At 71.4% G+C, this 22,352-nt stretch carries 20 protein-coding genes; 12 read left to right on the top strand and 8 right to left on the bottom strand.

Annotation, left to right across the window (positions count from 1 at the left end; translation table 11 throughout):
* The first annotated feature begins 246 nt into the window (after nt 1-246).
* Nucleotides 247-771, top strand: a complete 525-nt coding sequence (locus EOINJALH_RS01075; protein WP_088278460.1) for a helix-turn-helix domain-containing protein — start codon at nt 247-249, stop codon at nt 769-771.
* The gene (locus tag EOINJALH_RS01070) at nt 761-3,013 is read left to right on the top strand and encodes a VIT domain-containing protein (protein ID WP_088278459.1); all 2,253 of its coding nucleotides are present in this window, start codon (nt 761-763) and stop codon (nt 3,011-3,013) included. The genes EOINJALH_RS01075 and EOINJALH_RS01070 overlap by 11 nt, the downstream gene beginning before the upstream one ends.
* Here EOINJALH_RS01070 and EOINJALH_RS01065 read toward each other — a convergent pair whose 3' ends face one another.
* On the bottom strand, nt 3,014-3,406 hold the full coding sequence (locus EOINJALH_RS01065; RefSeq protein ID WP_088278458.1) for a BLUF domain-containing protein: 393 nt from the start codon (nt 3,404-3,406) through the stop codon (nt 3,014-3,016).
* Here EOINJALH_RS01065 and EOINJALH_RS01060 point away from each other — a divergent pair.
* Nucleotides 3,405-4,502, top strand: coding sequence for an Acg family FMN-binding oxidoreductase (locus EOINJALH_RS01060; protein ID WP_088278457.1), 1,098 nt, complete (start codon nt 3,405-3,407; stop codon nt 4,500-4,502). The genes EOINJALH_RS01065 and EOINJALH_RS01060 overlap by 2 nt on opposite strands.
* 60 nt (nt 4,503-4,562) lie before the next feature.
* Here EOINJALH_RS01060 and EOINJALH_RS01055 read toward each other — a convergent pair whose 3' ends face one another.
* The 4 genes from EOINJALH_RS01055 to EOINJALH_RS01040 all read right to left on the bottom strand — a co-directional run bounded on the left by EOINJALH_RS01055 (nt 4,563) and on the right by EOINJALH_RS01040 (nt 9,202).
* On the bottom strand, nt 4,563-5,636 hold the full coding sequence (locus EOINJALH_RS01055; protein ID WP_088278456.1) for a hypothetical protein: 1,074 nt from the start codon (nt 5,634-5,636) through the stop codon (nt 4,563-4,565).
* Between the two features lie 109 nt (nt 5,637-5,745).
* Entirely contained in the window at nt 5,746-6,894 is a 1,149-nt protein-coding gene (locus tag EOINJALH_RS01050; RefSeq protein ID WP_088278455.1) for an ABC transporter substrate-binding protein, read from the bottom strand.
* 12 nt (nt 6,895-6,906) lie between these two features.
* Nucleotides 6,907-8,043: an ABC transporter substrate-binding protein gene (locus EOINJALH_RS01045; RefSeq protein WP_158219605.1), complete on the bottom strand. Its 1,137-nt coding sequence runs from the start codon at nt 8,041-8,043 to the stop codon at nt 6,907-6,909.
* A gap of 277 nt (nt 8,044-8,320) precedes the next feature.
* Nucleotides 8,321-9,202, bottom strand: a complete 882-nt coding sequence (locus EOINJALH_RS01040) for a transglutaminase family protein (RefSeq protein WP_088278453.1) — start codon at nt 9,200-9,202, stop codon at nt 8,321-8,323.
* A 212-nt stretch (nt 9,203-9,414) separates the two neighbouring features.
* Between EOINJALH_RS01040 and EOINJALH_RS01035 the strand changes: the two genes are divergently transcribed.
* The gene (locus EOINJALH_RS01035) at nt 9,415-10,224 is read left to right on the top strand and encodes a GGDEF domain-containing protein (protein WP_088278452.1); all 810 of its coding nucleotides are present in this window, start codon (nt 9,415-9,417) and stop codon (nt 10,222-10,224) included.
* Nucleotides 10,221-12,962: an aconitate hydratase AcnA gene (gene acnA / locus EOINJALH_RS01030; protein WP_088278451.1), complete on the top strand. Its 2,742-nt coding sequence runs from the start codon at nt 10,221-10,223 to the stop codon at nt 12,960-12,962. Before EOINJALH_RS01035 ends, acnA begins: the two co-directional genes overlap by 4 nt.
* A 135-nt stretch (nt 12,963-13,097) precedes the next feature.
* On the opposite strand, the gene EOINJALH_RS01025 is transcribed toward acnA, so the two are convergent.
* From EOINJALH_RS01025 to EOINJALH_RS01015, 3 genes are all read right to left on the bottom strand, one after another.
* Complete coding sequence (locus tag EOINJALH_RS01025) at nt 13,098-13,412, bottom strand: BON domain-containing protein (protein ID WP_088278450.1); 315 nt, start codon at nt 13,410-13,412, stop codon at nt 13,098-13,100.
* Between the two features lie 161 nt (nt 13,413-13,573).
* Nucleotides 13,574-14,581 carry an OmpA family protein gene (locus EOINJALH_RS01020; RefSeq protein WP_234413595.1) on the bottom strand — a complete coding sequence of 336 codons (1,008 nt, stop codon included), beginning with the start codon at nt 14,579-14,581 and terminating at the stop codon, nt 13,574-13,576.
* Between the two features lie 23 nt (nt 14,582-14,604).
* Entirely contained in the window at nt 14,605-14,985 is a 381-nt protein-coding gene (locus tag EOINJALH_RS01015; protein WP_234413594.1) for a DUF4398 domain-containing protein, read from the bottom strand.
* Between the two features lie 297 nt (nt 14,986-15,282).
* On the opposite strand from EOINJALH_RS01015, the gene EOINJALH_RS01010 reads away from it, so the two are divergent.
* From EOINJALH_RS01010 to EOINJALH_RS00980, 7 genes are all read left to right on the top strand, one after another.
* Entirely contained in the window at nt 15,283-16,011 is a 729-nt protein-coding gene (locus tag EOINJALH_RS01010) for a Crp/Fnr family transcriptional regulator (protein ID WP_234413593.1), read from the top strand.
* Between the two features lie 100 nt (nt 16,012-16,111).
* Complete coding sequence (locus tag EOINJALH_RS01005) at nt 16,112-16,879, top strand: Crp/Fnr family transcriptional regulator (RefSeq protein ID WP_088278464.1); 768 nt, start codon at nt 16,112-16,114, stop codon at nt 16,877-16,879.
* 187 nt (nt 16,880-17,066) lie between these two features.
* Nucleotides 17,067-17,657: a hypothetical protein gene (locus EOINJALH_RS01000; protein WP_088278447.1), complete on the top strand. Its 591-nt coding sequence runs from the start codon at nt 17,067-17,069 to the stop codon at nt 17,655-17,657.
* Nucleotides 17,658-17,763: 106 nt separating this feature from the next.
* Nucleotides 17,764-18,264, top strand: a complete 501-nt coding sequence (locus EOINJALH_RS00995) for a hypothetical protein (protein WP_088278446.1) — start codon at nt 17,764-17,766, stop codon at nt 18,262-18,264.
* 7 nt (nt 18,265-18,271) lie between these two features.
* Complete coding sequence (locus EOINJALH_RS00990; protein ID WP_088278445.1) at nt 18,272-19,717, top strand: lyase family protein; 1,446 nt, start codon at nt 18,272-18,274, stop codon at nt 19,715-19,717.
* A gap of 154 nt (nt 19,718-19,871) precedes the next feature.
* Nucleotides 19,872-20,651 carry a Crp/Fnr family transcriptional regulator gene (locus tag EOINJALH_RS00985; RefSeq protein WP_088278444.1) on the top strand — a complete coding sequence of 260 codons (780 nt, stop codon included), beginning with the start codon at nt 19,872-19,874 and terminating at the stop codon, nt 20,649-20,651.
* A gap of 173 nt (nt 20,652-20,824) precedes the next feature.
* Complete coding sequence (locus EOINJALH_RS00980) at nt 20,825-22,195, top strand: phosphatidylserine/phosphatidylglycerophosphate/cardiolipin synthase family protein (protein ID WP_234413592.1); 1,371 nt, start codon at nt 20,825-20,827, stop codon at nt 22,193-22,195.
* The last annotated feature ends 157 nt before the right edge of the window (nt 22,196-22,352 follow it).

Here is a 22,352-nt window from a genome sequence, read left to right as displayed (position 1 = left end):
GGGTGGGTCATGGGGGGTTTTCCTTTGCGGCGGAGGTGAATTCGGGGGCCAGGCCGGCGGCCGACGGGGCGTCGACGCAAGCGGCGTGCCGTCGGCAAGCATAAGCCAGCGCAGCGGCCGGCCGGCACCACCATGGCGCCACGCACCGCAGCATCCCCCGGCGATGTGCAGGCGAGGCACCGCATCGGTGCTGCCCGGCTGCTTTACGACAGTTGACTGTCTTTATTGACTGTCTCATACTTCGGCATGCCTTCGCGAACCCCTGCCAACGACCCGTCGACCCCGGACGCCGCACCCGGCGCGCCCGAGAAGCTCAGCATCGATGCCCTGGCATCGCTGGCCGGGGTGACGCCGCGCACGGTGCGCTTCTACATCGCCGAGGGCCTGCTCGACCGCCCGCTGGGCGAGAAGCGCGGGGCCCACTACGGCCGTCGCCACCTCGAGCAACTACTGCTGGTGCGCCGCTGGACGGACGCCGGGCTCAGCCTCGACCGCGTGCGCGAACTCGTGGCCGGCGCGCCTGAAGACCCACCGCCCCGTGCCGCCGCGCCGGGCTCGGTGCAGGTGTGGAGCCGTGTCACGGTGGCCGACGGGCTGGAAGTGCACCTCGAACCCGGCCGCGCCGGCCTGTCACCCGAACAGCTGCGCGCCCTGGTGCGCGGCATCACCGCGCTGTACCGACAGGTGCGCGCGGCCCCCAACGCCCCGGCGTCGGCCAGCGACGCATCGGGCGAATCACCATGGCTCAGGGAGAACGACGATGAAGGATGAGAGTCCCCGGTTTGCATTGGCCAGCCGCAGCGGCACGGGCCAGACCGGTGCCGCACAGCCGGTGCTGCGCTCGGTCACGGCCAACGGCCGGCTCGACGCCGTGCTGTTCGAGTTGACGGTGCGCCAGACCTACCGCAACCCCGGCCCCGAGGTGCTGGAGGTGGTGTACACCTTCCCGCTGCCGCACCAGGCGGTGCTGCTGGGCTTCGCGTCCAAACTCAACGGTCGGCGGCTGGAGGGCCAGGTGGTGGCCCGCCGCGAGGGCGAGCGGCAGTACGAGCAGGCGCTGCAGGAGGGCGACGCCCCGGTGCTGCTCGAATCCCAGATCAGCGGCCTGCACACGGCCAACATCGGCAACCTGAAGCCCGGCGACGAGATCGTGCTCGAGGTGCGCTACGCGCAGGTGCTGGCCTTCGACCAAGGCCAGCTGCGCGTGGCCGTGCCCACCACCATCGCCCCGCGCTTCGGCCACGCGCAGCAGGCTGGGCTGCAGCCGCAGCAGGTGCCGGTCGACAGCCTGGAGGCCGAGTACCCGCTGGCGCTGTCGGTCACGCTCGGCCAGGCCCTGGCGGGCGCGACGGTGGACTGCCCCACGCACCGCGTGCAGGTGAGCGTGGCGGACGGCGAGCTGCGCGTGGACCTCGCCCCCGGCGCGTCGATGGACCGTGACGTGGTGCTGCGGGTGACCCCGAAGGAGGCGCGCCCCTCGCTGCTGGTGTTGTCGCACGACGCGGTGTCGCCCGAGGCGCCGGTGGTGGCGATGGTGGCGCTGCAGGCGGCCCCGTCGGCGCCACGCGACCGCATCGCGCTGAAGCTGCTGGTGGACTGCTCGGGCTCGATGGCCGGCGACAGCATCGCGTCGGCGCGGGCCGCGCTGCACGGCGTGCTGCAAGGCCTCACCGAGCGTGACCGGTTCAGCCTCAGCCGTTTCGGCAGCCGCGTCGAGCACACGCAGTCCCTCGTCGACGCGTCACCGCGCACCGTGCGGCTGCTGCGGCCGACGATCGACGGGATGCAGGCCGACCTGGGCGGCACGCAGATGGAGGCCGCCTTGCGCGACGTGGTGGCGCTGCCCCTCGGGCCCGCGGTGAATGGTGCAGATGTGCTGCTGCTCACCGACGGCGAGGTCTGGCAGGTCGACGCCATGGTCGATTTCGCCAGCCGCAGCGGGCACCGTGTGTTCGTCATCGGCGTCGGGTCGTCGCCGGCCGAGCCCGTGCTGCGCTCACTGGCCGAAGCCACCGGTGGCGCCTGCGAGTTCGCCACGCCCGGCGAAACTCTGGAGGCCGCCGCGCAGCGCATGCTCTTCCGCATGCGCCAGCCGCGCTGGGAGGACACGCACGTGTACTGGGGCCGCAGGCCGGTGTGGGAAAGCCGCGTGCGGGGCGGCGTGTTCGGGGGCGACACGCTCATCGCCATGGCCGGGTTCACGCAGGCGCCGCACCACCGCGACATCCGGTGGCTGGCCAGGCACTCCGGCGGCGATTCGGTCGTGCTGGCGCGGGCCGAGGCCGACGCCCCTTGTGCCGGCGACCGCCTGCCGCGCATCGCGGCATCGCTGCGCCTGGCCGATCTCGACCAGGGCGCCGCGGCGGCGCTGCAACTGGCGCTCGACTACCAGTTGCTGACCCCGCGCACCACCTGCGTCCTGGCGCACCGGCGCGCCGACGCCGAGCGGGTGCGCCAGGCCGCGGTGATGCACCGCGTGCCTTCGATGCTGGCAGCGGGCTGGGGCGGCACGTCGACCGCAGCGGCGCCGTTCGCTGAAGCGTTTGGTCCGATCGACGCAGTCCCCCTCCGCGCGATGATGAACGTGAGCCGCACGCCCAGGGGCGCTGCCGACCGAGCCCTCGGTCAGCCGAGCGACGGGACCCCGGCGCGTGTGCGCATCGCCCGCGTCGACAAGTCGACCTTCGCGAAGACGACGGTGTCGCAATGGGTGGACCGACTGGCGCGCGGGGACACGGTGGCCGAACTGTCCAGGTACTCGAGCAGCGTGGACAAGATCCACCCCGACGCCCACTCTGCCGTGCTCCATGTGTGTGCGCTCGGTCTCGACATGGGGCAGGCCATGCTGCTGCTCGCCTATTGGTGGAGCGCCCGCACGTCGCAGCCCACCGACACGCCGGAGTGGATGGCACTGCAGCAGCGCGTCGCCGAACTCGACCTCGCGCTCGTGGCGAAGTGCATGGCGCTGTTCGATCGCCGGCTCGTCGGCCATCCGATGGCCGGCGCGGCCTGATCACGCGCCGGTGCCGGCCCCCATGTCGGGATACCACACCGCCGGAAAGCGCCGGGCGACCAGGTCGGTCGGGCCTTCCAGCACCTGAAAGAAGCGGCCATCGGCGTGCAGCAGCATGCCGGTCAGACCCAGGCGCTCATTGGTCGACTGCGACTGCTGCAGCAGGACGGCCAGTTCGCGGGGATTCTTGAGCGACGGCCGGGCCGGGCCCGCTGGCCAGCGGCGCCGCGTCGTCGCCTCGGTGCCTGCCGTTGGTGCGCTTGCGCACAGAAATCCGGCACCCGCGGCACTACGCTCGCGGCAGGTCCGGCGCAGGGCCGACCCGCCAGGGGCGGCTCCTGTGAAGTGCTCGGAGCGCCCCGCCGCCACAACGCCCCTATCGAGGCCCGACATGACCCTCCGCAGAAGCAACTTGCTCGGTGCCGCCGCACTGGCGGCCCTGGCACCGGGCCTGCTGGCCTGTTCGTCCGAGACGACCCCCGAAGCCGCGGCACGACGTGCCCGACACCCCGAGAGCCGCAACCCGGAAGACCGCCCGTCGTTGATGCGCGAACTGGTCGGCTACGCCGCGTTGGCGCCGTCCAGCCACAACTCGCAGTGCTGGAAGTTCCGCCTTCTGGACCGGGCCCTCCGCATCGAAGCCGACCTCACGCGCCGCTGCCCCGTGGTCGATCCGGACGACCACCACCTCTTCGTCTCGCTGGGTTGCGCCACCGAGAACCTGGTGCAGGCCGCCTGGGCCAGCGGCTGGAAAGCCGAGGCGCGATTCGACGGCACCGGGGACGGCGCCGTGGCCGTGGGCCTGGAACGGGTGCGGGCGCGGCTGACGCCGCTGTTCCATGCCATCGCCGAGCGGCAATGCACGCGCAGCGATTACGACGGCCAGCCCGTGTCGGCCGAGGAACTGCGCCTGCTCGAACTCGCAGGCAGCGGACCTGGCGTGCGCACGCTGCTGATCACCGAACGCAACTCGATGGAGCGCGTGCTGCAGTACGTGACGGCCGGCAACTCGATCCAGCTGACCGACCCCGCCTACCTCGAGGAACTGACCGCCTGGATGCGCTTCGGTGACCACGAGGCGGTGAGCACCGGTGATGGGCTGTTCGTCGCGACCTCGGGCAAACCGACCATGCCGCGCTGGCTGGGCCGCCGCGCCATGGACCTGTTCTACACGCCGCGGTCGGAGAACGATCGCGCAGCGAGGGAAATCCGCAGCTCGGCGGGCATCGCCGTGGTGGTGTCCGACGTCGACGACAAGGCCCACTGGATCGAGGCCGGGCGGGCCTATGAGCGCTTCGCGCTGCAGGCCACCGCGCTGGGCATCCGCAATGCCTTCGTCAACCCGCCGGTCGAGGTGGCGGCGCTGCGGCCGCAGTTCGCATCATGGCTGGGCGTGGGCCCGCTGCGACCGGACCTGGTGCTGCGTTTCGGCCGCGGGCCCGCCATGCCGATGTCGACCCGGCGGCCGGTGCAGTCCGTGCTGGTGTGAGCACGTCGCCCGGCCGCCGGGTTGCCCGACAGCCTGCGGCCGACGCGAGTCGGTCGCGCCTCAGCGGGTCGGCCGCGCCGCCTGCAGGTGCGGCAGCGCCGGCATCGGAGCGGTGGCCATGCGCCCGGCCTCCCATTGCCGAGCCTGTTCGAGCACGCGCTCGAAGGCAACACCCTCTTCCAGCAGGGCCGACTTGTCGTGCGCGTCGAGCGGCTGTTCGATGCCGGCGTCGTCGCGCGGCATGCGGTCCTTGCGCACCGATTCCATCAGGCGCTTGATCTCCGCGGCGGCGTGCATCGGCGTCTGCAGCAGCACCAGGCGCTTCGAGCGATCGGGATTGTTCGGCACGTGGCAATCCAGGCACTGGTTGTCGCGCAGCTTCAGGGCCAGCCGCTTGTAGGTCGAATCGAGCTCGCCCAGGTGCGGGTTGGCCGGGTCCATCAGCCCGTCGAACACGGTGACCACCGGCTGCACGCGGCCTTGCGCGTCGGTCCATCGCCACTGGCCGTCGAAGGCCGGGTGGCTCACGCTTTGCAGCGCAACGATGGGGGGATTGCTGCCGAACGGCGTGAACTGGGCCACCTTCACCCGCTCGGCCTTCGTGTCCCAGTACAGGATCACCTGGTTGGCCTTCTCGTAGGTGCCCCACTTGTCGGCGTCGTGCCAGAACGGGTACGGGAACTGCCCCGGTGCCAGCCGGTTGCGGAAGGCCGTCTGCAGGCGGATCTGCACCAGCCCTTCGGCGTCGGGCATGCCCACGGTGTAGCGCCCGTTGAACATGAACAGCGGCACGTACATGCCCATCAGCACGTCGGGGCCGAACTGCGTGAGCGTGCTGTCCTTCAGGCTCAACGACGGGTCTTTCTGCCGGCCCCACAGCACGAAGTCGTTCAGGTGCCGGCGCACCTGCACGTCGCGGTAGAGCGATCGGCGGCAGGCGTCGAAGGCGGCCTGATCGCCAGGCTCGGCCACCGGGCACAGGCGCGCCAGGGCGCCGGCCAGGCGCGCGGCGGCGCGCTCGGTGCGCGCGGTGGTGTTGGCATCCTGCGACCAGACGGCCGACGGTGAAGCGGCCAGCAGGGTGGCCAGACCACAGGCCAGCCCGGCGGTCCGGAGGGAAAGGCGTGCATTCATGGTGTCATTGCTCCTTCGAGCGCAAGTCAGGGACAGCCGGCGGCTCGCGAAGCGAGCTGCCGGGCCGGTTACTGCAGTGCGGTGGGGGCGGAAACTCGCGCCCGTCGGATCAACCGATGATCTTGCCGTTGCGGTCGATGGCGACCACGTCGACGAACCTCGAGCCCAGCACGCTGGTGGAGGTGAAGTGGGTGCGATAGCCGCCGAAATCGACGTTCAGCTCGGCCAGCGCGTCGCGGAAGCGGGATCGGCTGGCGACACCGCCCTTGGCGCTGGCGCGCGCCGCCTCGACCGCGACGCGGCCGACGATGTAGCCCTCGAGGCTGGTGAAGCCCGGCCGCACACCGGTGCCCAGCGCGGCCAGGTCGTCGCGGTACTGCTTGACCACGCTGTTGGCCAGCGCGTTGGGGCGCGGCACCACGTGGCTCATGATGATGCTGTGGCCCTTGTCGGCCATGTCGTCGATCAGGGTCTGGCCGGCGAACGACGACGCGAAGTAGAAGCCGAGGTAGCCGCCCGCGGCCATGCCCGCCACGATGGACGTCACCGGCTGGGCATTGGTGCTGAACACCACGCAATCGAGCTTGGCGTCGAGCAGGCTCTTCACCGGGCCCTCGAATCCCTTGGCGTTGCGGTTCAGCCGCACGGTCACCGTGGGTTCGAGGTTCGCCGCCATCAGCGCGGCGGTCATCGCCTGCTGGTTGGCAGACGAGGTGTCCTCGAGCATGACCAGGCCCACGCGCTTCATGCCGAAGGTGCGGACGTAGCCGACGAGGCGCCGGTATTCCACGTCGTAGCCCGGCCGCACGTGGTAGGCCATGGTGAGCTTCTCGTTGCGGATGCCCATGTTGCCGCTGGCCGTGCCCAGCAGCACCACGCGCTGGGATTCCACCAGCGGCAGGCAGGCCTCGGCACCCGCGCCGCTGGTCAGGCCCACCAACGCAGTGACGCCCGATTCGATGAGCTTGGCGGCATTGGCCTTGCAACGCTCCTTGTCGCCGCCGTCGTCCAGCGTCACCAGCTCGACCTGCGGGCCCTTGCCATCGGCACGGTTGGCCGCGCGGAAGGCCGCCTGCAGCCCGTCCCGCACGTCCTTGCCGTAGACGGCCTGGCCGCCGGTGAGCGAGGCCGACTGGCCGAAGCGGACCACTGGCGACTGCGCCGGGGTCTGCGCCGGGGTCTGCGCCCAGGCGGCCGGGTCGATGGCGGCACAGGCCACCACCGCCACACCGCCCTGCACGAGGGTTCTGCGCAACATGGAACGGTCTCCTCAGCCGATCAGGCGGCCATAGCGGTCGAGCGCCAACAGCTCGACAAAACGTGAACCCTGCGGTCCACCCGCGAACGACACCGGATAGCCCCCCAGGTCGGTGCGCAGGCCGGCCAGCGCCTCCTTCATGCGGTCTCGGCTCAGCGTGCCGGAGCGCATCGCGGCGCGGGCGGCGTCCACCGCCACCCGACCCGCGATGTAGCCCTCGAGCGTGGTGATGCCCACCCGCGCGGTGCTGCCCAGCAACACCAGGTCGCGCTGGCATTGCGCCACCACGCTGACCTTCTGCGACGTGGGGCGCGGCACGACCACGCTCATCACGCAGCTCTGCCCCCGCGCGGTGAGCGTGTCGATCAGGTCTTGCCCGGCAAACGACGACGCGTAGAACAGGCCGGCGAAGTGCGCCTTGCGCATGCCGTCGATGATCTTGGCCACCGGCGAGGCATTGGCCGTGAACAGCACGATGTCGAGCCGTGCGGCCAGCAGCGACGCCACCTCCACGTCGAACGACGCCGCGTTGCGATCGATGGCCAGCGACACCTCGGGCACGATCGACTGCGCCCCCAGCGCCTGGGTCATCGCATCGAGGTTGGCCCGCGAGGTGTCGCCCAGGTAGACGACGCCGACGCGGCGCATGCCGACGTCGCGGATGTAGGCGACCATGCGCCGGTACTCCTCGTCGTAGCCGGCGCGGACGTGGAAAGCGCTGCTCACCTTCGACGAGCGAATGCCCATGTTGCCGCTGGCGGTGCCCAGCAACGGCACCTGCGCGCCTTCGACCACGGGCAGGCAGGCCTCGGCACCGGCGCCGCTGGTCAGTCCGATCAGCGACAGCACCCCGGTGTCCACCAGCGCCCTGACATTGCGCAAGCAGTTGTTGCGCACGCCGCCGTCGTCGAGCGTGTGAAGCTCATAGCGCACGCCTTGCGCCGCATCGGCCACCGAGGCCGCGGCCAGCGCGGCGCCGATGCCGGCCTGCACGTCCTTGCCGTAGGCGGCCTGCGCGCCGGTGAGCGAGGCGGACTGGCCGAATCGCACCACCCTCGGCGCGCTGCCCGACGGGGCCGCCCACACCGGGCCAAAGCCCCCCAGAGCGGCGCTGCCACACCCGGCGAACAACATGGTTCTGCGCTTCATGACAACCCCCCCTTCAAGTGGTTTGCCGCATGGCATGGGCGGAGTGTCGTTCCGGACGTGCGTTAATTCACGACAGCACGCCAAGGCTTTCGAATGTGACCGTTGGTTGCAATGCAGTCGGCACGGCCGCGCAAACGGACGTATCAGGAACGCGCCAGCCGCCTCGCGGTCGCCCGCCGGCGGAAGGTCCGGAGAACGGCGAGGGAGGCCCGGGAGAGGCAGGCAAAGGGAAATCGCCCGACAGCCCGAGCGCTCTAGTGCCCGGGGTCGCCTTCGCTCAGGCCCGACCGACCACGCCGCTGTCGGTGGACAGCGCTTCGAGCGTGTGGAAGGGCAGCACCATGTCGCGCGCCGGGTCCTCGACGGCCACCGCGCGGATCACCGGCGCCTGCGCCCGCACGCCGCCGAAGATGGTGGCGAAGGCCACGTCGGCGGCGTCGCGCCCGGTGCCGAAGCGCACCAGGCCCATCGGGATGGCGGTGCCCGAAGGATCGAACAGGTACCAGCGGCCGCCCACATAAGCTTCTACGTACGCGTGGAAGTCGGGTGGGCCGAGCGCCGGGTCGGCGCCGTAGTCGGTGCCCGTGGCAAAGCGCGCCGGGATGTTGACGGCGCGGCACAGCGCGATCATCAGGTGCGCGAAGTCGCGGCACACGCCCACGCGCTCGATCACCGTGTCCACGGCCGAGGTGGTGCCGTTGGAGCTGTTGGACGTGAAGGCCACGCGCTGGCGCACCCAGTCGCGGATCGCCACCACCCGGCTGTAGCCCTGCCACAGCGCGCCGAACTCGCCGATGGCCAGCTTGCCCAGGCGGTCTGACTGGCAGTAGCGGCTGGGATAGATGTACTCCAGCGCCTCGAACGGCAGGTTGTGCACCGGCACCTCGGCGATCGACACGGGGTCGGCCCGGTGGTGCATCAGGTCGATGGTGGCCGAGTACGACAGCTTCAGCGGGCCGGGCATCGCCCGCAGGCGCAGGTGGCGGTTGCCGGTGTGGGGGTCGAGGTGCACCTGCGTGGGCAGCGTCTGGCTCAGCCACAGCCGCTCGTCCATCACCCGCTGGTTGGGGGTGTGCGCGGCGTGCACGTTGAAGACGAAATCGGCGCCGTGGGCATCCACCTCGTAGGTCAGGTCGATCTGCAGCTGGATGCGGATCATGGCGTGACCACCGAGGCCACAACGCGGTGCACGACAGGACGAAAACGCACGTTGATGGTGCGCGTTCCGCGGGTGGCAAATCGAGTACGAATCATGTGCACAGTATGCGCGCTCGGCGCCATCAAGGAGATTGAACCCGGGGTACGCTGACGCACAGACCGTGCCACCACCAGAGACCAGACTGCCCTCCAGCAAAGGCCCACCCCAGCACCATGCTCGCACTCTCCAGCGCCGCAGAACCGCACCGCCAGGCCTTGGCCCTCTCGGGCAAGGCCTTGCCGGTCGACGACCCCCTCCACGTGTTGAAGACCCTGCTCGAACAGGCCGTCCACTCGAGAGGGCGGCTGGAAGACGAACTGGAACGGCTGAGGCAGCAACTGGCCCTGACCCGCCGGTCGCTGCACGACGCGCGCGCCCGCGCCCGGCATGCCCAGCACGACGCGCACCATGATGCGCTCACCGGCCTGCCCAATCGCAGTGCGTTCGAGCAGACCACGCGCCGGTTCCTCACCGGCCGGGCCCCTGGCCGCGACACCGGGCCGGACGCGAACGTCCCAGCCTTCGGCCTGCTGTTCATCGACCTCGACGGTTTCAAGACGGTCAACGACCGCCACGGACACGCCACCGGCGACGCGCTGCTGCAGGTGATCGGCAGACGACTCGCGCATGCGGTGCGGGCCGACGACGCGGTCTGCCGGCACGGCGGCGACGAGTTCGTCTGCCTCGTGCACGACGTGCAGGGGGACGCCCAGGTGTCGGCCATCGCGCGCAAGCTGATCGACGCGGTCTCGGCGCCCTGCCGCATCGGCGCCACCACGCTGCGCGTGAGCCCCAGCGTGGGCATCGCGCTGTACCCGCAGGACGGGCTCAGCTTTGAAACGCTGCTGCACAGCGCAGACGCCGCCATGTACCACGCGAAGCGCCAGCGCCTCGGGCATGCCTTCCACAGCATGATGCCCGGCATGGCCGCCCTGCCCCTGATCGCACCGCCCCAGCGGCGGGGCGCAGCCTCGCCGCCATGAGCGTGGACGCCTCCGACCCCTTCGGCACCCTGCAGGCGCTGTCGCTGGCGCGGGACCGCCAGACCCGCTTCCACTCGCTGGCCGCGCTCGAGCGCGCGGGGCTCGGCCGCATCGCGCGGCTGCCGGTGTCGATCCGCATCATGCTCGAATCGCTGCTGCGGCACTGCGATGGCCGCCGCGTCACCGCCGACCACGTCCGCGCGCTGGCGGCCTGGCAGCCGCAGGCCGCGCGCACCCGCGAGATCCCCTTCGTCGTGGCGCGCATCGTGCTGCAGGATTTCACCGGCGTGCCACTGCTGTGCGACCTGGCCGCGATGCGCGGCGTAGCGCAGCGGCACGGCCGCGACCCGCGCATCGTCGAACCGCTGGTGCCGGTGGACCTGGTGGTCGACCACTCGGTGCAGGTGGACCACGCCCGCGTGCCCGACGCGCTGGACCTGAACATGCGGCTCGAGTTTCACCGCAACGCCGAGCGCTACCGCTTCATCAAGTGGGGCATGCAGGCGTTCCGCTCGTTCCGCGTGGTGCCGCCGGGCGTCGGCATCGTGCACCAGGTGAACCTCGAATACCTGGCCCGTGGCGTGCTGCACCGCGACGGCCTCACCTTCCCCGACACGCTGGTGGGCACCGATTCGCACACCACGATGATCAACGGCCTGGGCGTGGTGGGCTGGGGCGTGGGCGGCATCGAGGCCGAGGCCGGCATGCTCGGCCAGCCGATCGTGCTGCTCGAGCCCGACGTGGTGGGCGTGCACCTGCACGGCCGGCTGCCCGCGGGCGCCACCGCCACCGACCTGGTGCTGCGCCTGACCGAGCGCCTGCGCCAGGCCAACGTGGTGGGCAAGTTCGTCGAGTTCTTCGGCGGCGGCGCGGCCTCGCTGGGCGTGGCCGACCGCGCCACCGTGGCCAACATGGCGCCGGAGTACGGCGCCACCATGGGCTACTTCCCGGTCGATGCCCGCACCGTGGACTACCTGGCCGCCACCGGCCGCAGCAGCGACGAGGTCGATGACTTTGAGCGCTATTTCCGAGCGCAGGGCCTGTTCGGCATGCCCCGTCCCGGCGACATCGACTACAGCGAGGTGCTGGCGTTCGATCTGGAGACGGTCCACCCCGCGGTGGCCGGGCCCAAGCGGCCCCAGGACCGCATCGACCTGCCCGACCTGGGCCGGCGCTTCGAGCAGCTGTTCACCCAGCCGGTGGTCGACGGCGGCTATGGCCGCGAACCGGCCGGGCTGAGCCGTCGCCATGCCGTGCGGGCAGGCGCCGACGGCCCCGCCACGGCCGCCGACATCGGCCACGGCGACGTGCTGATCGCCGCCATCACCTCCTGCACCAACACCTCCAACCCCGGGGTGATGCTGGCCGCCGGCCTGCTGGCACGGCGGGCGGTGGCGCGCGGGCTGAAGGTGTCCCCGCGCGTCAAGACCTCGCTCGCACCCGGCTCGCGGGTGGTCACCGACTACCTGTCGCGCGCCGGGCTGCTGGACGACCTTCAGGCGCTGGGCTTCGGCCTGGTGGGCTATGGCTGCACCACCTGCATCGGCAACTCGGGGCCGCTGCCCGCCGATCTGGAGGCGGCCATCGAAGAGCACGGCCTGGTGTGCGCCGCGGTGCTGTCGGGCAACCGCAACTTCGAATCGCGCATCCACCCGGCGCTGGGCGCCAACCTGTTGATGAGCCCGCCGCTGGTGGTGGCCTTCGCCATCGCCGGCCGCATCGACATCGACCTGACCCGCGAGCCGCTGGGCACCGGCCGCGACGGCCAGCCGGTGTGGCTGAAGGACCTGTGGCCCGACGACCGCGAGATCACCGAGGCCCTGCCGGCCGCCACCGACCCGGCCACCTACCGCGCGCTGTACGACGGCGTGGCGCAGAGCAACCCGCGCTGGAACGCCATCGTCGCCGAGGGCGGGCTGGTCAACGGCTGGCCGGCCTCGACCTACATCGCCGAACCGCCCTTCTTCGACGGCTTCGGCACCACGCCGCCGGGGCTGCAGGACATCCGCTCGGCGCAAGCGCTGGCGATCCTGGGCGATTCGGTGACCACCGACCACATCAGCCCGGCCGGTCGCATCGCCGCCGACACCCCGGCCGGCCAGTACCTGCTGGCCCAGGGCGTGGCCGAGGCCGACTTCAACAGCTACGGCGCCCGCCGCGGCCACCACGAGGTGATGGTGCGCGGCACGTTCGCCAACCCGAGCCTGCGCAACCGCATGGTGCCGCCGATGGCCGACGGCGCGCCGGTGGAGGGCGGCCTGACCACGCTGCAGCCGGGCGGCGCGGTGCTGTCGATCCATGCGGCGGCCCTGCATTACCAGCGCCGAGGCACGCCCACACTGGTGTTCGCCGGCCACGACTACGGCAGTGGCTCCAGCCGCGACTGGGCCGCCAAGGGCCCGCGCCTGCTGGGCGTGCGGGCGGTGGTGGCGCGCAGCTTCGAGCGCATCCACCGCTTCAACCTCGTCGGCATGGGCCTGCTGCCGCTGCAGTTCGAGGACGGCAACAGTGTCGAATCCTTCGGGATCGTCGGCGACGAGACCTTCGACCTCCTTGGCATCGACGGCACCCTGCACGCGCGCCAGATGCTGACGCTCGACGTGCATCGCCGCGACGGCCAGCGCTTCGGCATCCCGCTGCGGCTGCGGGTCGAGACGCCCATCGAACTGGACTATCTGCAGCACGGCGGCATCCTGCCGTACGTGATGCGGCAACTGCTGGCCCTGCCCGAGCGCTGAGCCCCACGGCGTCGCCGGGCGGCCCTCTGCGGACACACCACCGCCCCGGTGCCGAAGGGGCCACCGGGGCGGTGTTCGCGTGCGCTGGGGTTCAGACAGGTGCGCGAGGGCTCACCGGGCGAACGGCGCCGACGATCACGGCCGGACGGCGATCTCGTTCTTGACCGCCTTCACGCCGTCCACCTTCCAGGTCAGCGTCTCGGCGGTGGACTTCTCGGTGGTGCTCTTCGCGAAGCCGGACAGCATCACGGTGCCCTTCATCGTCTCGACGCTGATGCTGGCCGCATCGACCAGCTTGTTCTCGACGAAGCGCGCCTTCACGGCGGTGGTGATGGCCGAGTCGTCGACGTAGGCGCCGACCGATTCCTGGCCGCGCGTGACCGCGCAACCAGCGGTGCCCAGCAGGACGGTGGCGATGACGAGGGCGGGCAGGCTGAAACGAGTTTGCATGGTGTGGCTCCTTGGGGCTTCGGGGGGAAAGGCCGTCGGGGTCGACGGCAGGTGCAGCGGCTGGCTCTTCCGACGGGCCAGCCTTTCGGTTCAACGCCGTGGGCCGGTTCGCCCGGCGAGCTGGGCTCGACCGGACGGCAGGCCGACGAGCGGCAGGTGGATCAGCGTCGTGCACGCACGGGCTGGTCGTTCTCGGCGATGTAGACCTCGACGCGGCGGTTCATCGCGCGGTTGGTGTCGCTGGAGTTGTCGGTCACCGGGTAGCTCTCGCCGTAGCCCACCGTCGACACGCGCTGGGACGACACGCCCAGGCCGATCAGCATCTGGTCGACCGCGTCGGCGCGGCGGCGCGACAGGCCTTCGTTGGCGCTGGCCGAACCGACGTTGTCGGTGTGGCCCTCGATCAGCACGCGGCGCTCGGGGTACTGCGCCAGGAAGTCGGCCAGCTTGCGCAGCGAGCCCTGGGCCGCGGGCTTGATGTTGGCCCGGTTGGTCTCGAAGAGCACGTCGCCCAGCGTCACCAGCTGGCCCCGCTCGGTGGATTTGGCCTGCAGTTCGGTCAGGCGCTGCTGCAGTTGGTTGGCCTGCTGCTGCGCGACGATGGCATCGGCTTCGGCGATGGCGCCGCGGCGCTCTGCCGTGCCGGCGCGCTCGGCCGAGGCGGCGGCTTCCTGACGCGCCACGCCGGCCTGGGCCACTGCGGCACCGACCTGGGCCTGGGCGACACGGGTCTGCGCCTGCGACGAGGCCGCTTGCGCCTGCGACGTGGCCGCCTGCGCCTTGGCGCGATCGGCCTCCACGGTGCGGCGGTCGGCGCGGGCCCGCTCGCGTTCGACCTCGGCGCCGGCGATGGCCACGTCACTGGTCTTGGCCTGGGCGATGGCCATCGCGGTGCGGGCCTGCTGGTTGGCCACGTAGGCCACGCTGTTCACCTCGATGGTGGACTCGCCGGAGGCCAGCAGGCCGTCGGCGCGGGCCAGGGTGTCGGTGGCGCGCTTCAGTTCGAGCGGCGCATGGGTGCCCACGGCGCTGTCCTGCTGGGCCTGGCGCACGGTGCCGCGTGCCTCGACCAGCCCGGGCGGTGCCATGGCCGGGCTGGAGCAGGCGGCCAGCACCGCAGCAGCCAGCAGGGTGGTGATCAGCGTGCCGCTGGCGAGTGGGCGTGTCATGGTGTGCATCTCCGGGGTCGTGTTCATGGGCGGGCCGTGCCTTCGCGCAACTGGCGGATGCCTTCGCGCACTTCGGTCAGCGCGCGGCTGGCGCGCACCGACCGGGCCTGCGCCTCGGCGAGCGTGGCGTCGGCCTCGGCCTGCTCGGCCACCTGGCGGGCGAGCACGTAGTCCTTGGCGGCGAAGGCGGTGTTGGCGCGGGAGATCTTGTCGCGCGCCGCGGCCAGCTCCAAAGGCGCCTCGGCCGATGCCGGCCCCCCAGCGCGCTCGACGGCAGCGCGGCCGACGGCCAGTTGCTCGGCGGGCGGCGGCGTGCTGGCGCAGGCGGCCAGCAGCAACAGGCCGGCCATCAACGGTGTCGCGGTGCGCAGCAGGCGCCAACCTGGCGAAAGGTGTGGGGTCATGGGGATCTCCATCGTGTGGGGCTTCGCGGCACCGCAACGACAGGCGGGGGGGCAAGGCAAGACCTTGATCCTGGGGCTGGGCACGCTGCGCGTCGATCGGACGTGGGCTTCAACGCCTGTGGGAGCCGTCCTACATCGGCACCGTGCGCCGAATCGGCGTGCCGGCCTTGTGTGCGTTGCCGAACATACAGGCCAGGCGCGCCTGCCTAAGATCGACCTGGACGGCGCGGTCGGTGGGTCTCGGCGCGCCGCCACGCCCATTTCCCGGCGCCCAGACGCCAGCCGCGGAGGATCTCGTTGGCCAACCCCCCAGTCCAGAGTGCCCCGCAGCGCAACCAACTGCTCGCCGCCCTGCCTCCCGCCGAGTTCGATCGCTGGATGCCCCATCTCGAATGGGTGGCCATGCCGCTGGGCCAGGTGATCTACGAATCGGGCACGGCCCAGCACCATGTCTACTTCCCCACCACCGCGATCGTGTCCTTGCTGTACGTGATGGAGAACGGCGCCTCGGCCGAGATCGCCGTGGTGGGCAACGAGGGCATCATCGGCATCTCGCTGTTCATGGGGGGCGACACCACCCCCAGCCGGGCCGTGGTGCAAAGCGCCGGCGAGGGTTACCGGCTGCGCGCACCGATGATGAAGCAGGAGTTCGACCTTGCCGGCCCGGTGATGCACCTGCTGCTGCGCTACACGCAGGCGCTGATCACGCAGATGGCGCAGACGGCGGTGTGCAACCGCCACCACACGCTCGACCAGCAACTGTGCCGCTGGCTGCTGCTGAGCCTCGACCGCCTGCCCGGCAGCGAACTGGCGATGACGCAGGAGCTCATCTCGAACATGCTGGGCGTGCGCCGCGAAGGCGTCACCGCCGCGGCGCTGAAGTTGCAGGACAGCGGGCTCATCCGCTACGCGCGCGGCCGCATCTCGGTGCTCGACCGCCCGGGACTCGAGGCCCGCACCTGCGAGTGCTATGCGGTCGTGAAGAAGGAATACGACCGACTGCTGCCCGATCGCCCGGCCACCTGATCGCGGCTGAGGCCATGAGCCGGCAAATGCACCGCGTTGTGTGCGCCAGGAGACAGCCAGCGTGCCCGGGCCTTGCGCAGACTGCTTCATGGACGACCCCATGACTGTGCCCTCGACACCCGTACGACCCAGCGCGCCGAACGCGTGGCGTGGCCCGCCACGCGGCGCGAACGGCTCGGCGGCCACCGCCGAGAACCACCTGATCGAACTGCTGCCGGCCACCGACCGCCGCAGGCTGCTGGCCGTCAGCGAACCGGTCGACCTGGTGCTGTCCGAGGTGCTGTGCGAGGCGGGCGCGCCGGCCGAGCACGTGTACTTCCCGGTCGACAGCTTCATCTCGCTGGTGGCGCACGTCGACCACGAGCCCGGCCTCGAGGTGGGCATGGTCGGCCGCGAGGGCATGCTCGGCGCCCAGGTGGCCCTGGGCATGCTCACGTCGCCGCTGCACGCGCTGGTGCAGGGGCGCGGCTCGGCCTGGCGCATCGTGATGGCCGACTTCCGCCTGGAACTGGCGCGCAGCCCGCCGCTGCAGCGCCTGCTGCACCACTACCTGAGCGTGCGCATGGCGCAGCTGGCCACGGCGGCGGGGTGCCTGCGCTTCCACATGATCGGGCCGCGCCTGGCCCGTTGGCTGCTGATGAGCCAGGACCGCGCCCATGGCGACAGCTTCCACGTCACCCACGAGTTCCTGGCCTACATGCTGGGCGTGCGCCGGGTGGGCATCACGCTGGCCGCAGGCGCGCTGCAACGACAGGGCCTGATCCGCTACCACCGCGGCGAGCTCATCGTGCTCGACCGCACCGGGCTGGAGTCGGCCGCCTGCAGCTGCTATGCGGCCGACATGTCGGCCTATGCCGAACTGCTGTGACGCAGACCCCGCGCGTTCCAATGTGCGGCACAGAACAGACCCGGCCTGGCCCCGCTGGCACGCTCGGCCCACGCGCCGGCGGTGTGGCCGACGGCCCGGAATGCTGCTGCGACCTCTGCGGCCACAGGCCGAACCTCCACGGAGCAACCCCATGCCGACAGTTCGATCCCGAGTTCTCCAGCCCGACATGAACTGGCCGCGCTCCACGGCGGCCCTGGCCTCGGGACAACACCACGACAACGTGCTGCAATGTGCCGCCGGCTTCTTCTCGAGCCAGGCTGCGGCGCTCGACACGCTGGACCACCTGTTCGAACGCCAGGGCCTGCGGCCCAATCAGGCGCTGTTGCTCGATCCGACCGATGCGTCACGGACCAGGTTTGCCCGGGTCTCGTGGCGCTGGACCGACCGCTGGCCGTCCGAGCATGCGCAGTCGCGGTCAGACCGGCTCGTGTGTGCCGGCGTCGGCGCCTGGCTGGCGGGCATGTGCACCCTGCTGTGGCTGGTGGCGGAAACCGACACCGACCAGGCCATGCACCTGCTGTGGCTGGGCGGCGCCACCCTGTCGGGCGCCCTGCTGGGTGTCGGCCTGCACCTGCTCTTCAGCCGGCCGATGCGGCCGGTGCAGTTCGACCGCAACGTGCAGCGCCACCTGGCCGAGGGCTGCCATGCGGTGGTCGTGCACGGCGTGCCGGCCCGTCAGCAGGCCGAGGTGATGGCCGTGCTGCGCGGCCGCAGCCAGGCCTGGTGCACCGAGGCGCTGGCGGTGCATCGGCTGTAGCCCACACCGACGGGTCGAGCACGGTGGACCCCATCGAGCCCGCCGTCGCCTGACCACGCTGCCGCAGACCGGGCCGAACCGGCCACCCGACCTCCAGGAGATTGCCATGGACAAGACCAACCCGCCCCGCTCATTCGGCGTGTTCAAGCCCGTGGGCCACACCGTGCTCGCCTTCGAGCCGGGCCCCGACCTTCAAGCGGCCACCGACCGGCTGCACGCGCTGGGCTTTGCCGCCGATGCGATCGTTCGCTACTCACCCGCGGAGATGACCGCGCTGGTCGAGGCTGACCGGCTGTCGGCCAGCCCGCTGGCCTCAATGGGGCAGGACCTGAACCTCGTCGAGGCCCACGGCACGCAGGCCGCCCGTGGCTGCGGCTTCCTGGTCGTGGAGTCGGCCGACGACGCCAGCGCAGAGGCCGTGGCCGGCGTCGCGCAGCAGTGCCATGCCGCGTCCGCCCAACGCTATGGCCGCTTCGTCATCGAAGAGGTGGCCGCTGCCGCTGCGTCGGCGTCGCAGGTGTTCGAATCGCCAGACCGGGGGCTCGACGTGGCGTCCGTCGACGGCCGGTCGAACCCGGCCGCATCGATCGGCAAGCCCGCCGGCTGAACCGGCCATGACCGCCACCCGCCGCGAGGTCGACAGCTTCGGCGCCGTCGACGTGCCAGTCGACGCGCTGTGGGGCCCGCAGACCGCGCGCAGCCTGCGCTTCTTCGCCATCGGCACACAGCGCATGCCGCTGGAGGTGGTGCACGCCATCGCCTGGATCAAGTGGGCCGCGGCTGGGGCCAACCGCGAGCTGCAGGGGCTGGATCCCGCACGCGCCGAGGCCATCGCCCAGGCCGCGCAGTGGGTGGCCGAGGGCCGGGTCGACGAGGCCTTTCCGCTGTCGGCGTGGCAGACCGGCTCGGGCACGCAGAGCCACATGAACGTCAACGAGGTGATCGCCGGGCTGGCCTCGCATGCGCTGGGCGCCTTCCCGGCGGGCGCCGACCGCGCGGACAGCGCCACCGGCAGTGCCGGCAGTGTCGGCACCGCGCGGCCGGTCGACGCCCACGACGAGGTCAACCTCGGCCAATCGACCAACGACGTGTTCCCGTCGGCCGTGCACATCGCCGTTGCCCTGCAGGCCCGCGACGAGCTGCTGCCGGCGCTGGCCGTGCTGCACACCGCGCTGGCCGACCGGGCCGCCGCCTTCGAGGGCATCGTCAAGGTCGGCCGCACGCACCTGCAGGACGCCACGCCGCTGACGCTGGGCCAGGAGTTCAGCGGCTACGCCGCGCAACTGGCCACCTGCGGGCAACACCTTCGCCATGCCCTGCACGGTGTGCACGCCCTGGCCCTGGGCGGCACCGCGGTGGGCACCGGGCTGAACACGCACCCGGAGTTCGGCGCGCGGGTGGCCGAGGCCCTGGCCGAGCGCCTGGCACTGCCGCTGGTGCAGGCCGAGAACCTGTTCGCCGCCGTGGCCGGGCAGGAATCGCTGGTGGCCTGGCACGGTCAACTGCGCTTGCTGGCCGTGGTCCTGGCCAAGGTGGCTGGCGACATCCGGCTGATGGGCAGCGGACCGCGCGCCGGGTTGGGCGAGTTGCGGCTGCCGCAGAACGAACCCGGCAGCTCGATCATGCCCGGCAAGGTGAACCCGACGCAGGTGGAGGCGCTGACGATGGTCTGCGCCCAGGTGATGGGCCACGACGCCACCATCGGCTTCGCGGCCAGCCAGGGCCAGCTCGAGCTCAACGCCTTCCAGCCGCTGATCGCACTGGACACGCTGGACAGCCAGCGGATGCTGGCCGATGCCATGCGCAGCTTCGCCACCCATTGCGTGGCCGGGCTGCAGGTCGACGCCACCCGGGTGGCACGCCTGCTGGACGAGTCGCTGATGCTCGTCACCGCGCTGGTGCCGCACATCGGCTACGACCGTGCGGCACGCATCGCCCAGGACGCCGAACGGAACGGCCTGACCTTGCGCGAGGCCACGCTGTCCCAGGGGGCCGCGACGGCCGAGGACTTCGACACCTGGGTCGATCCGCACAAGATGCTCGGCCCACGGCCGCGCTGAAACCGTGCCCGTGGCACGCGCTGGCATGGACCGGGCCGCACGGTCTGTTCGCCAGCGCACCCACAGACACCCCAGTGACTGGCGGCACTCAATCACAGGCTCGCCCTGAGGCCTTACAAACGAACTGCCCGGACCGCGGGCGTTCGGGAATCTCATGCGCGCCCAATCCAGCCCCACCGACAACCTGCTGATCAACGCCCTGCCGCAGGAGGTGGTTGCCCGGTGGTGCCAGCGCCTCGAACGCATCACGATGCCATTGGGCATGGTGATGTACGAGTCAGGCATCGCCATGACGCATGTGGTCTTCCCGACCACCGCGGTGGTGGCCTTGCTGTACGTCACCGAGCGGGGGTCGTCGACCGAGATCGGCATCGTCGGCCGCGAGGGCGTGGTCGGCGTGCCGCTGTTCATGGGCGGCGGCTCCACACCCAGCAGCGCCGTGGTGCAGATTGCCGGCGAAGGATGGCGGCTGCCGGGCCCTTTCATCAAGGAAGAGTTCGACCACCCCGGTCCGGTGCAGCACCTGCTGCTGCGCTACACGCAGGCGCTGATCACGCAGATGGCGCAGACGGCGGTGTGCAACCGCCACCACACGATCGACCAGCAACTGTGCCGCTGGCTGCTGCTCAGCCTGGACAGCCTGTCCGGCAACGAACTGGTGATGACGCACGAACTGATCGCCAACCTGCTGGGCGTGCGCCGCGAGGGCGTCACCGAATCCGCATTGAAACTGCAGCGCGACGGCCTGATCCGGTACGCCCGCGGGCACATCCAGGTGCTCGACCGCCCTGGCCTCGAGCACCGGGCCTGCGAGTGCTACCGCGTGGTGCGCAACGAACACGACCGCCTGATGCCGGAGCGCCATCTGCCGGAGCTCCAATTGCCGGTGCGCCAATGGCCAGAGCGCCAGTGGCCGGTGCGCCTGGTGGCCTGAATCGCCCCGGGGGGCACACCGGTTCGGTGCGCCAGGCCACCGACGGCCGCCGCGGCGCCGCCGATGATGGGTGGGCGGCGCGCCCCGCAGCGCCTGTCCACCAACGTCTGCAGGAGCCTGCCATCGCACCCGCCCCAAGCCGCCCTCGCCACACGGACCTGTGGGCCTGCGCCGTGCCCGTCCTGGCGGGCTGCCTGGCGCTGGGCGGCTGCTCCGACCTGCCGCACATCGTGCCCGACCTGTCGCACCGAGCCGCAGCGCCGGTGCAACTGGTGGGCGCCGCCGGGCCCCTGAGCGATGCGCAGAGCCGCGCCGTGCTCGACCGCCTGGCCGGCCGCGGCCCCGCCACCGACATCTTCGACCGCCACCTGGCCCGCGAGGACGCCATCGTCGGCAGCCCGCTCACCGTTGGCAACGACGTGCGATTGCTCCAGGACGGGCCGGCCACCTACCGCGCCATGCTGGCGGCCATTGCGGCCGCACAGGACCACATCAACCTGGAGACCTACATCCTCGACGACGACGAGGTGGGCCGGCGCTTTGCCGACGCGCTGATCGAGCGGCAGCAGCACGGCGTGCAGGTCAACCTGATGCACGACAGCGTGGGCACCCTCGGCACGCCGCCGGCCTTCTTCGACCGACTAACCGCCAGTGGCGTGCGCGTGCTCGAGTTCAACCCCGTCAACCCGCTGGATGTTCGCAAGGACTGGGAGCTCAACCAGCGCGACCACCGCAAGCTGCTGATCGTCGACGGCCGCACCGCCTTCCTCGGCGGCATCAACATCAGCAGCGTGTACTCCGGCAGTTCGCTGCGCAAGGGCCGCCGGCCCGGCGCGGCCCCCGCAGACGGCGCACTGGCCTGGCGCGACACCGACCTGCAGTTGCAGGGCCCGGTGGTGGCCGAACTGCAGAAGCTCTTTATCACCGCCTGGGCCCAGCAGCGGGGCGCACCGCTGGCCGATCGCGCCTACTTTCCGCCGCCCCAGGTCGCCGGCCGCGAAGTGGTGCGCGCCATCGGCAGTTCGCCCGAAGAGCCCTTCAGCCTGATCTACGCCACGCTGCTCTCGGCCATTGCCAGTGCCGAGACCAGCGTGCACCTGACCAATGCCTACTTCGCCCCCGACCCGCAACTGCTGGCGGCCCTGACCGCGGCCGCCGGCCGCGGCGTGGACGTGACGCTGATCCTGCCCGCGCAGACCGACTCGTGGCTCATCTTCCATGCAGGCCGGGGCCACTACGCCCACCTGCTGGAGGCCGGGGTGAAGATCTTCGAGCGGCGTGGCGTGATCCTGCATGCCAAGACGGCACTGATCGACGGCGTCTGGGCCACCGTGGGCTCCACCAACCTCGACTGGCGCAGCTTCCTGCACAACCACGAGTTGAACGCCGTGGTGCTGGGCGCGGGCTTCGGCAGCCAGTTGCAGGCGATGTTCGCGAAGGACCTGGCCGCGTCCGACGCCATTGCCGCCGGCCCTTGGGCCCGGCGGCCGCTGCACCTGCGGCTGAAGGAGTGGCTGGCCGGGCTGTGGGCCTACTGGCTCTGACGCCGCCGCGGCGGCGGCGAACGCGGTGCCGACCCCGGTTCGAGGGCTGACCGCGGCGGTGAGCACCCCCCTCAGGTCGGGGGGGAGGGGCGGTCGCGCCGCGCGCCACTCGGCCGGGCCGTGAACTGTGCTGCGGCAGCGGGCCGGCTCGGGGCTT

It is taken from the genome of Ideonella sp. A 288, from assembly GCF_002198735.1.
In the GTDB taxonomy this organism is placed as follows: domain Bacteria; phylum Pseudomonadota; class Gammaproteobacteria; order Burkholderiales; family Burkholderiaceae_C; genus Pseudaquabacterium.
This window is presented reverse-complemented; position numbering and strand designations above follow the sequence as displayed.

What these genes read in the sequence shown, in the direction of transcription:
- EOINJALH_RS01020 (WP_234413595.1), bottom strand. Translation starts at nt 14,581, where the DNA reads ATGACACGCCCACTCGCCAGCGGCACGCTGATCACCACCCTGCTGGCT.
- EOINJALH_RS01050 (WP_088278455.1), bottom strand. Translation starts at nt 6,894, where the DNA reads ATGTTGCGCAGAACCCTCGTGCAGGGCGGTGTGGCGGTGGTGGCCTGT.
- EOINJALH_RS01045 (WP_158219605.1), bottom strand. Translation starts at nt 8,043, where the DNA reads ATGAAGCGCAGAACCATGTTGTTCGCCGGGTGTGGCAGCGCCGCTCTG.
- EOINJALH_RS01065 (WP_088278458.1), bottom strand. Translation starts at nt 3,406, where the DNA reads ATGTCGGGCCTCGATAGGGGCGTTGTGGCGGCGGGGCGCTCCGAGCAC.
- EOINJALH_RS01075 (WP_088278460.1), top strand. Translation starts at nt 247, where the DNA reads ATGCCTTCGCGAACCCCTGCCAACGACCCGTCGACCCCGGACGCCGCA.
- acnA (WP_088278451.1), top strand. Translation starts at nt 10,221, where the DNA reads ATGAGCGTGGACGCCTCCGACCCCTTCGGCACCCTGCAGGCGCTGTCG.
- EOINJALH_RS01070 (WP_088278459.1), top strand. Translation starts at nt 761, where the DNA reads ATGAAGGATGAGAGTCCCCGGTTTGCATTGGCCAGCCGCAGCGGCACG.
- EOINJALH_RS01060 (WP_088278457.1), top strand. Translation starts at nt 3,405, where the DNA reads ATGACCCTCCGCAGAAGCAACTTGCTCGGTGCCGCCGCACTGGCGGCC.
- EOINJALH_RS00985 (WP_088278444.1), top strand. Translation starts at nt 19,872, where the DNA reads ATGCGCGCCCAATCCAGCCCCACCGACAACCTGCTGATCAACGCCCTG.
- EOINJALH_RS01040 (WP_088278453.1), bottom strand. Translation starts at nt 9,202, where the DNA reads ATGATCCGCATCCAGCTGCAGATCGACCTGACCTACGAGGTGGATGCC.
- EOINJALH_RS01035 (WP_088278452.1), top strand. Translation starts at nt 9,415, where the DNA reads ATGCTCGCACTCTCCAGCGCCGCAGAACCGCACCGCCAGGCCTTGGCC.
- EOINJALH_RS00995 (WP_088278446.1), top strand. Translation starts at nt 17,764, where the DNA reads ATGGACAAGACCAACCCGCCCCGCTCATTCGGCGTGTTCAAGCCCGTG.
- EOINJALH_RS01015 (WP_234413594.1), bottom strand. Translation starts at nt 14,985, where the DNA reads ATGACCCCACACCTTTCGCCAGGTTGGCGCCTGCTGCGCACCGCGACA.
- EOINJALH_RS01000 (WP_088278447.1), top strand. Translation starts at nt 17,067, where the DNA reads ATGAACTGGCCGCGCTCCACGGCGGCCCTGGCCTCGGGACAACACCAC.
- EOINJALH_RS00990 (WP_088278445.1), top strand. Translation starts at nt 18,272, where the DNA reads ATGACCGCCACCCGCCGCGAGGTCGACAGCTTCGGCGCCGTCGACGTG.
- EOINJALH_RS01055 (WP_088278456.1), bottom strand. Translation starts at nt 5,636, where the DNA reads ATGAATGCACGCCTTTCCCTCCGGACCGCCGGGCTGGCCTGTGGTCTG.
- EOINJALH_RS01005 (WP_088278464.1), top strand. Translation starts at nt 16,112, where the DNA reads ATGACTGTGCCCTCGACACCCGTACGACCCAGCGCGCCGAACGCGTGG.
- EOINJALH_RS01025 (WP_088278450.1), bottom strand. Translation starts at nt 13,412, where the DNA reads ATGCAAACTCGTTTCAGCCTGCCCGCCCTCGTCATCGCCACCGTCCTG.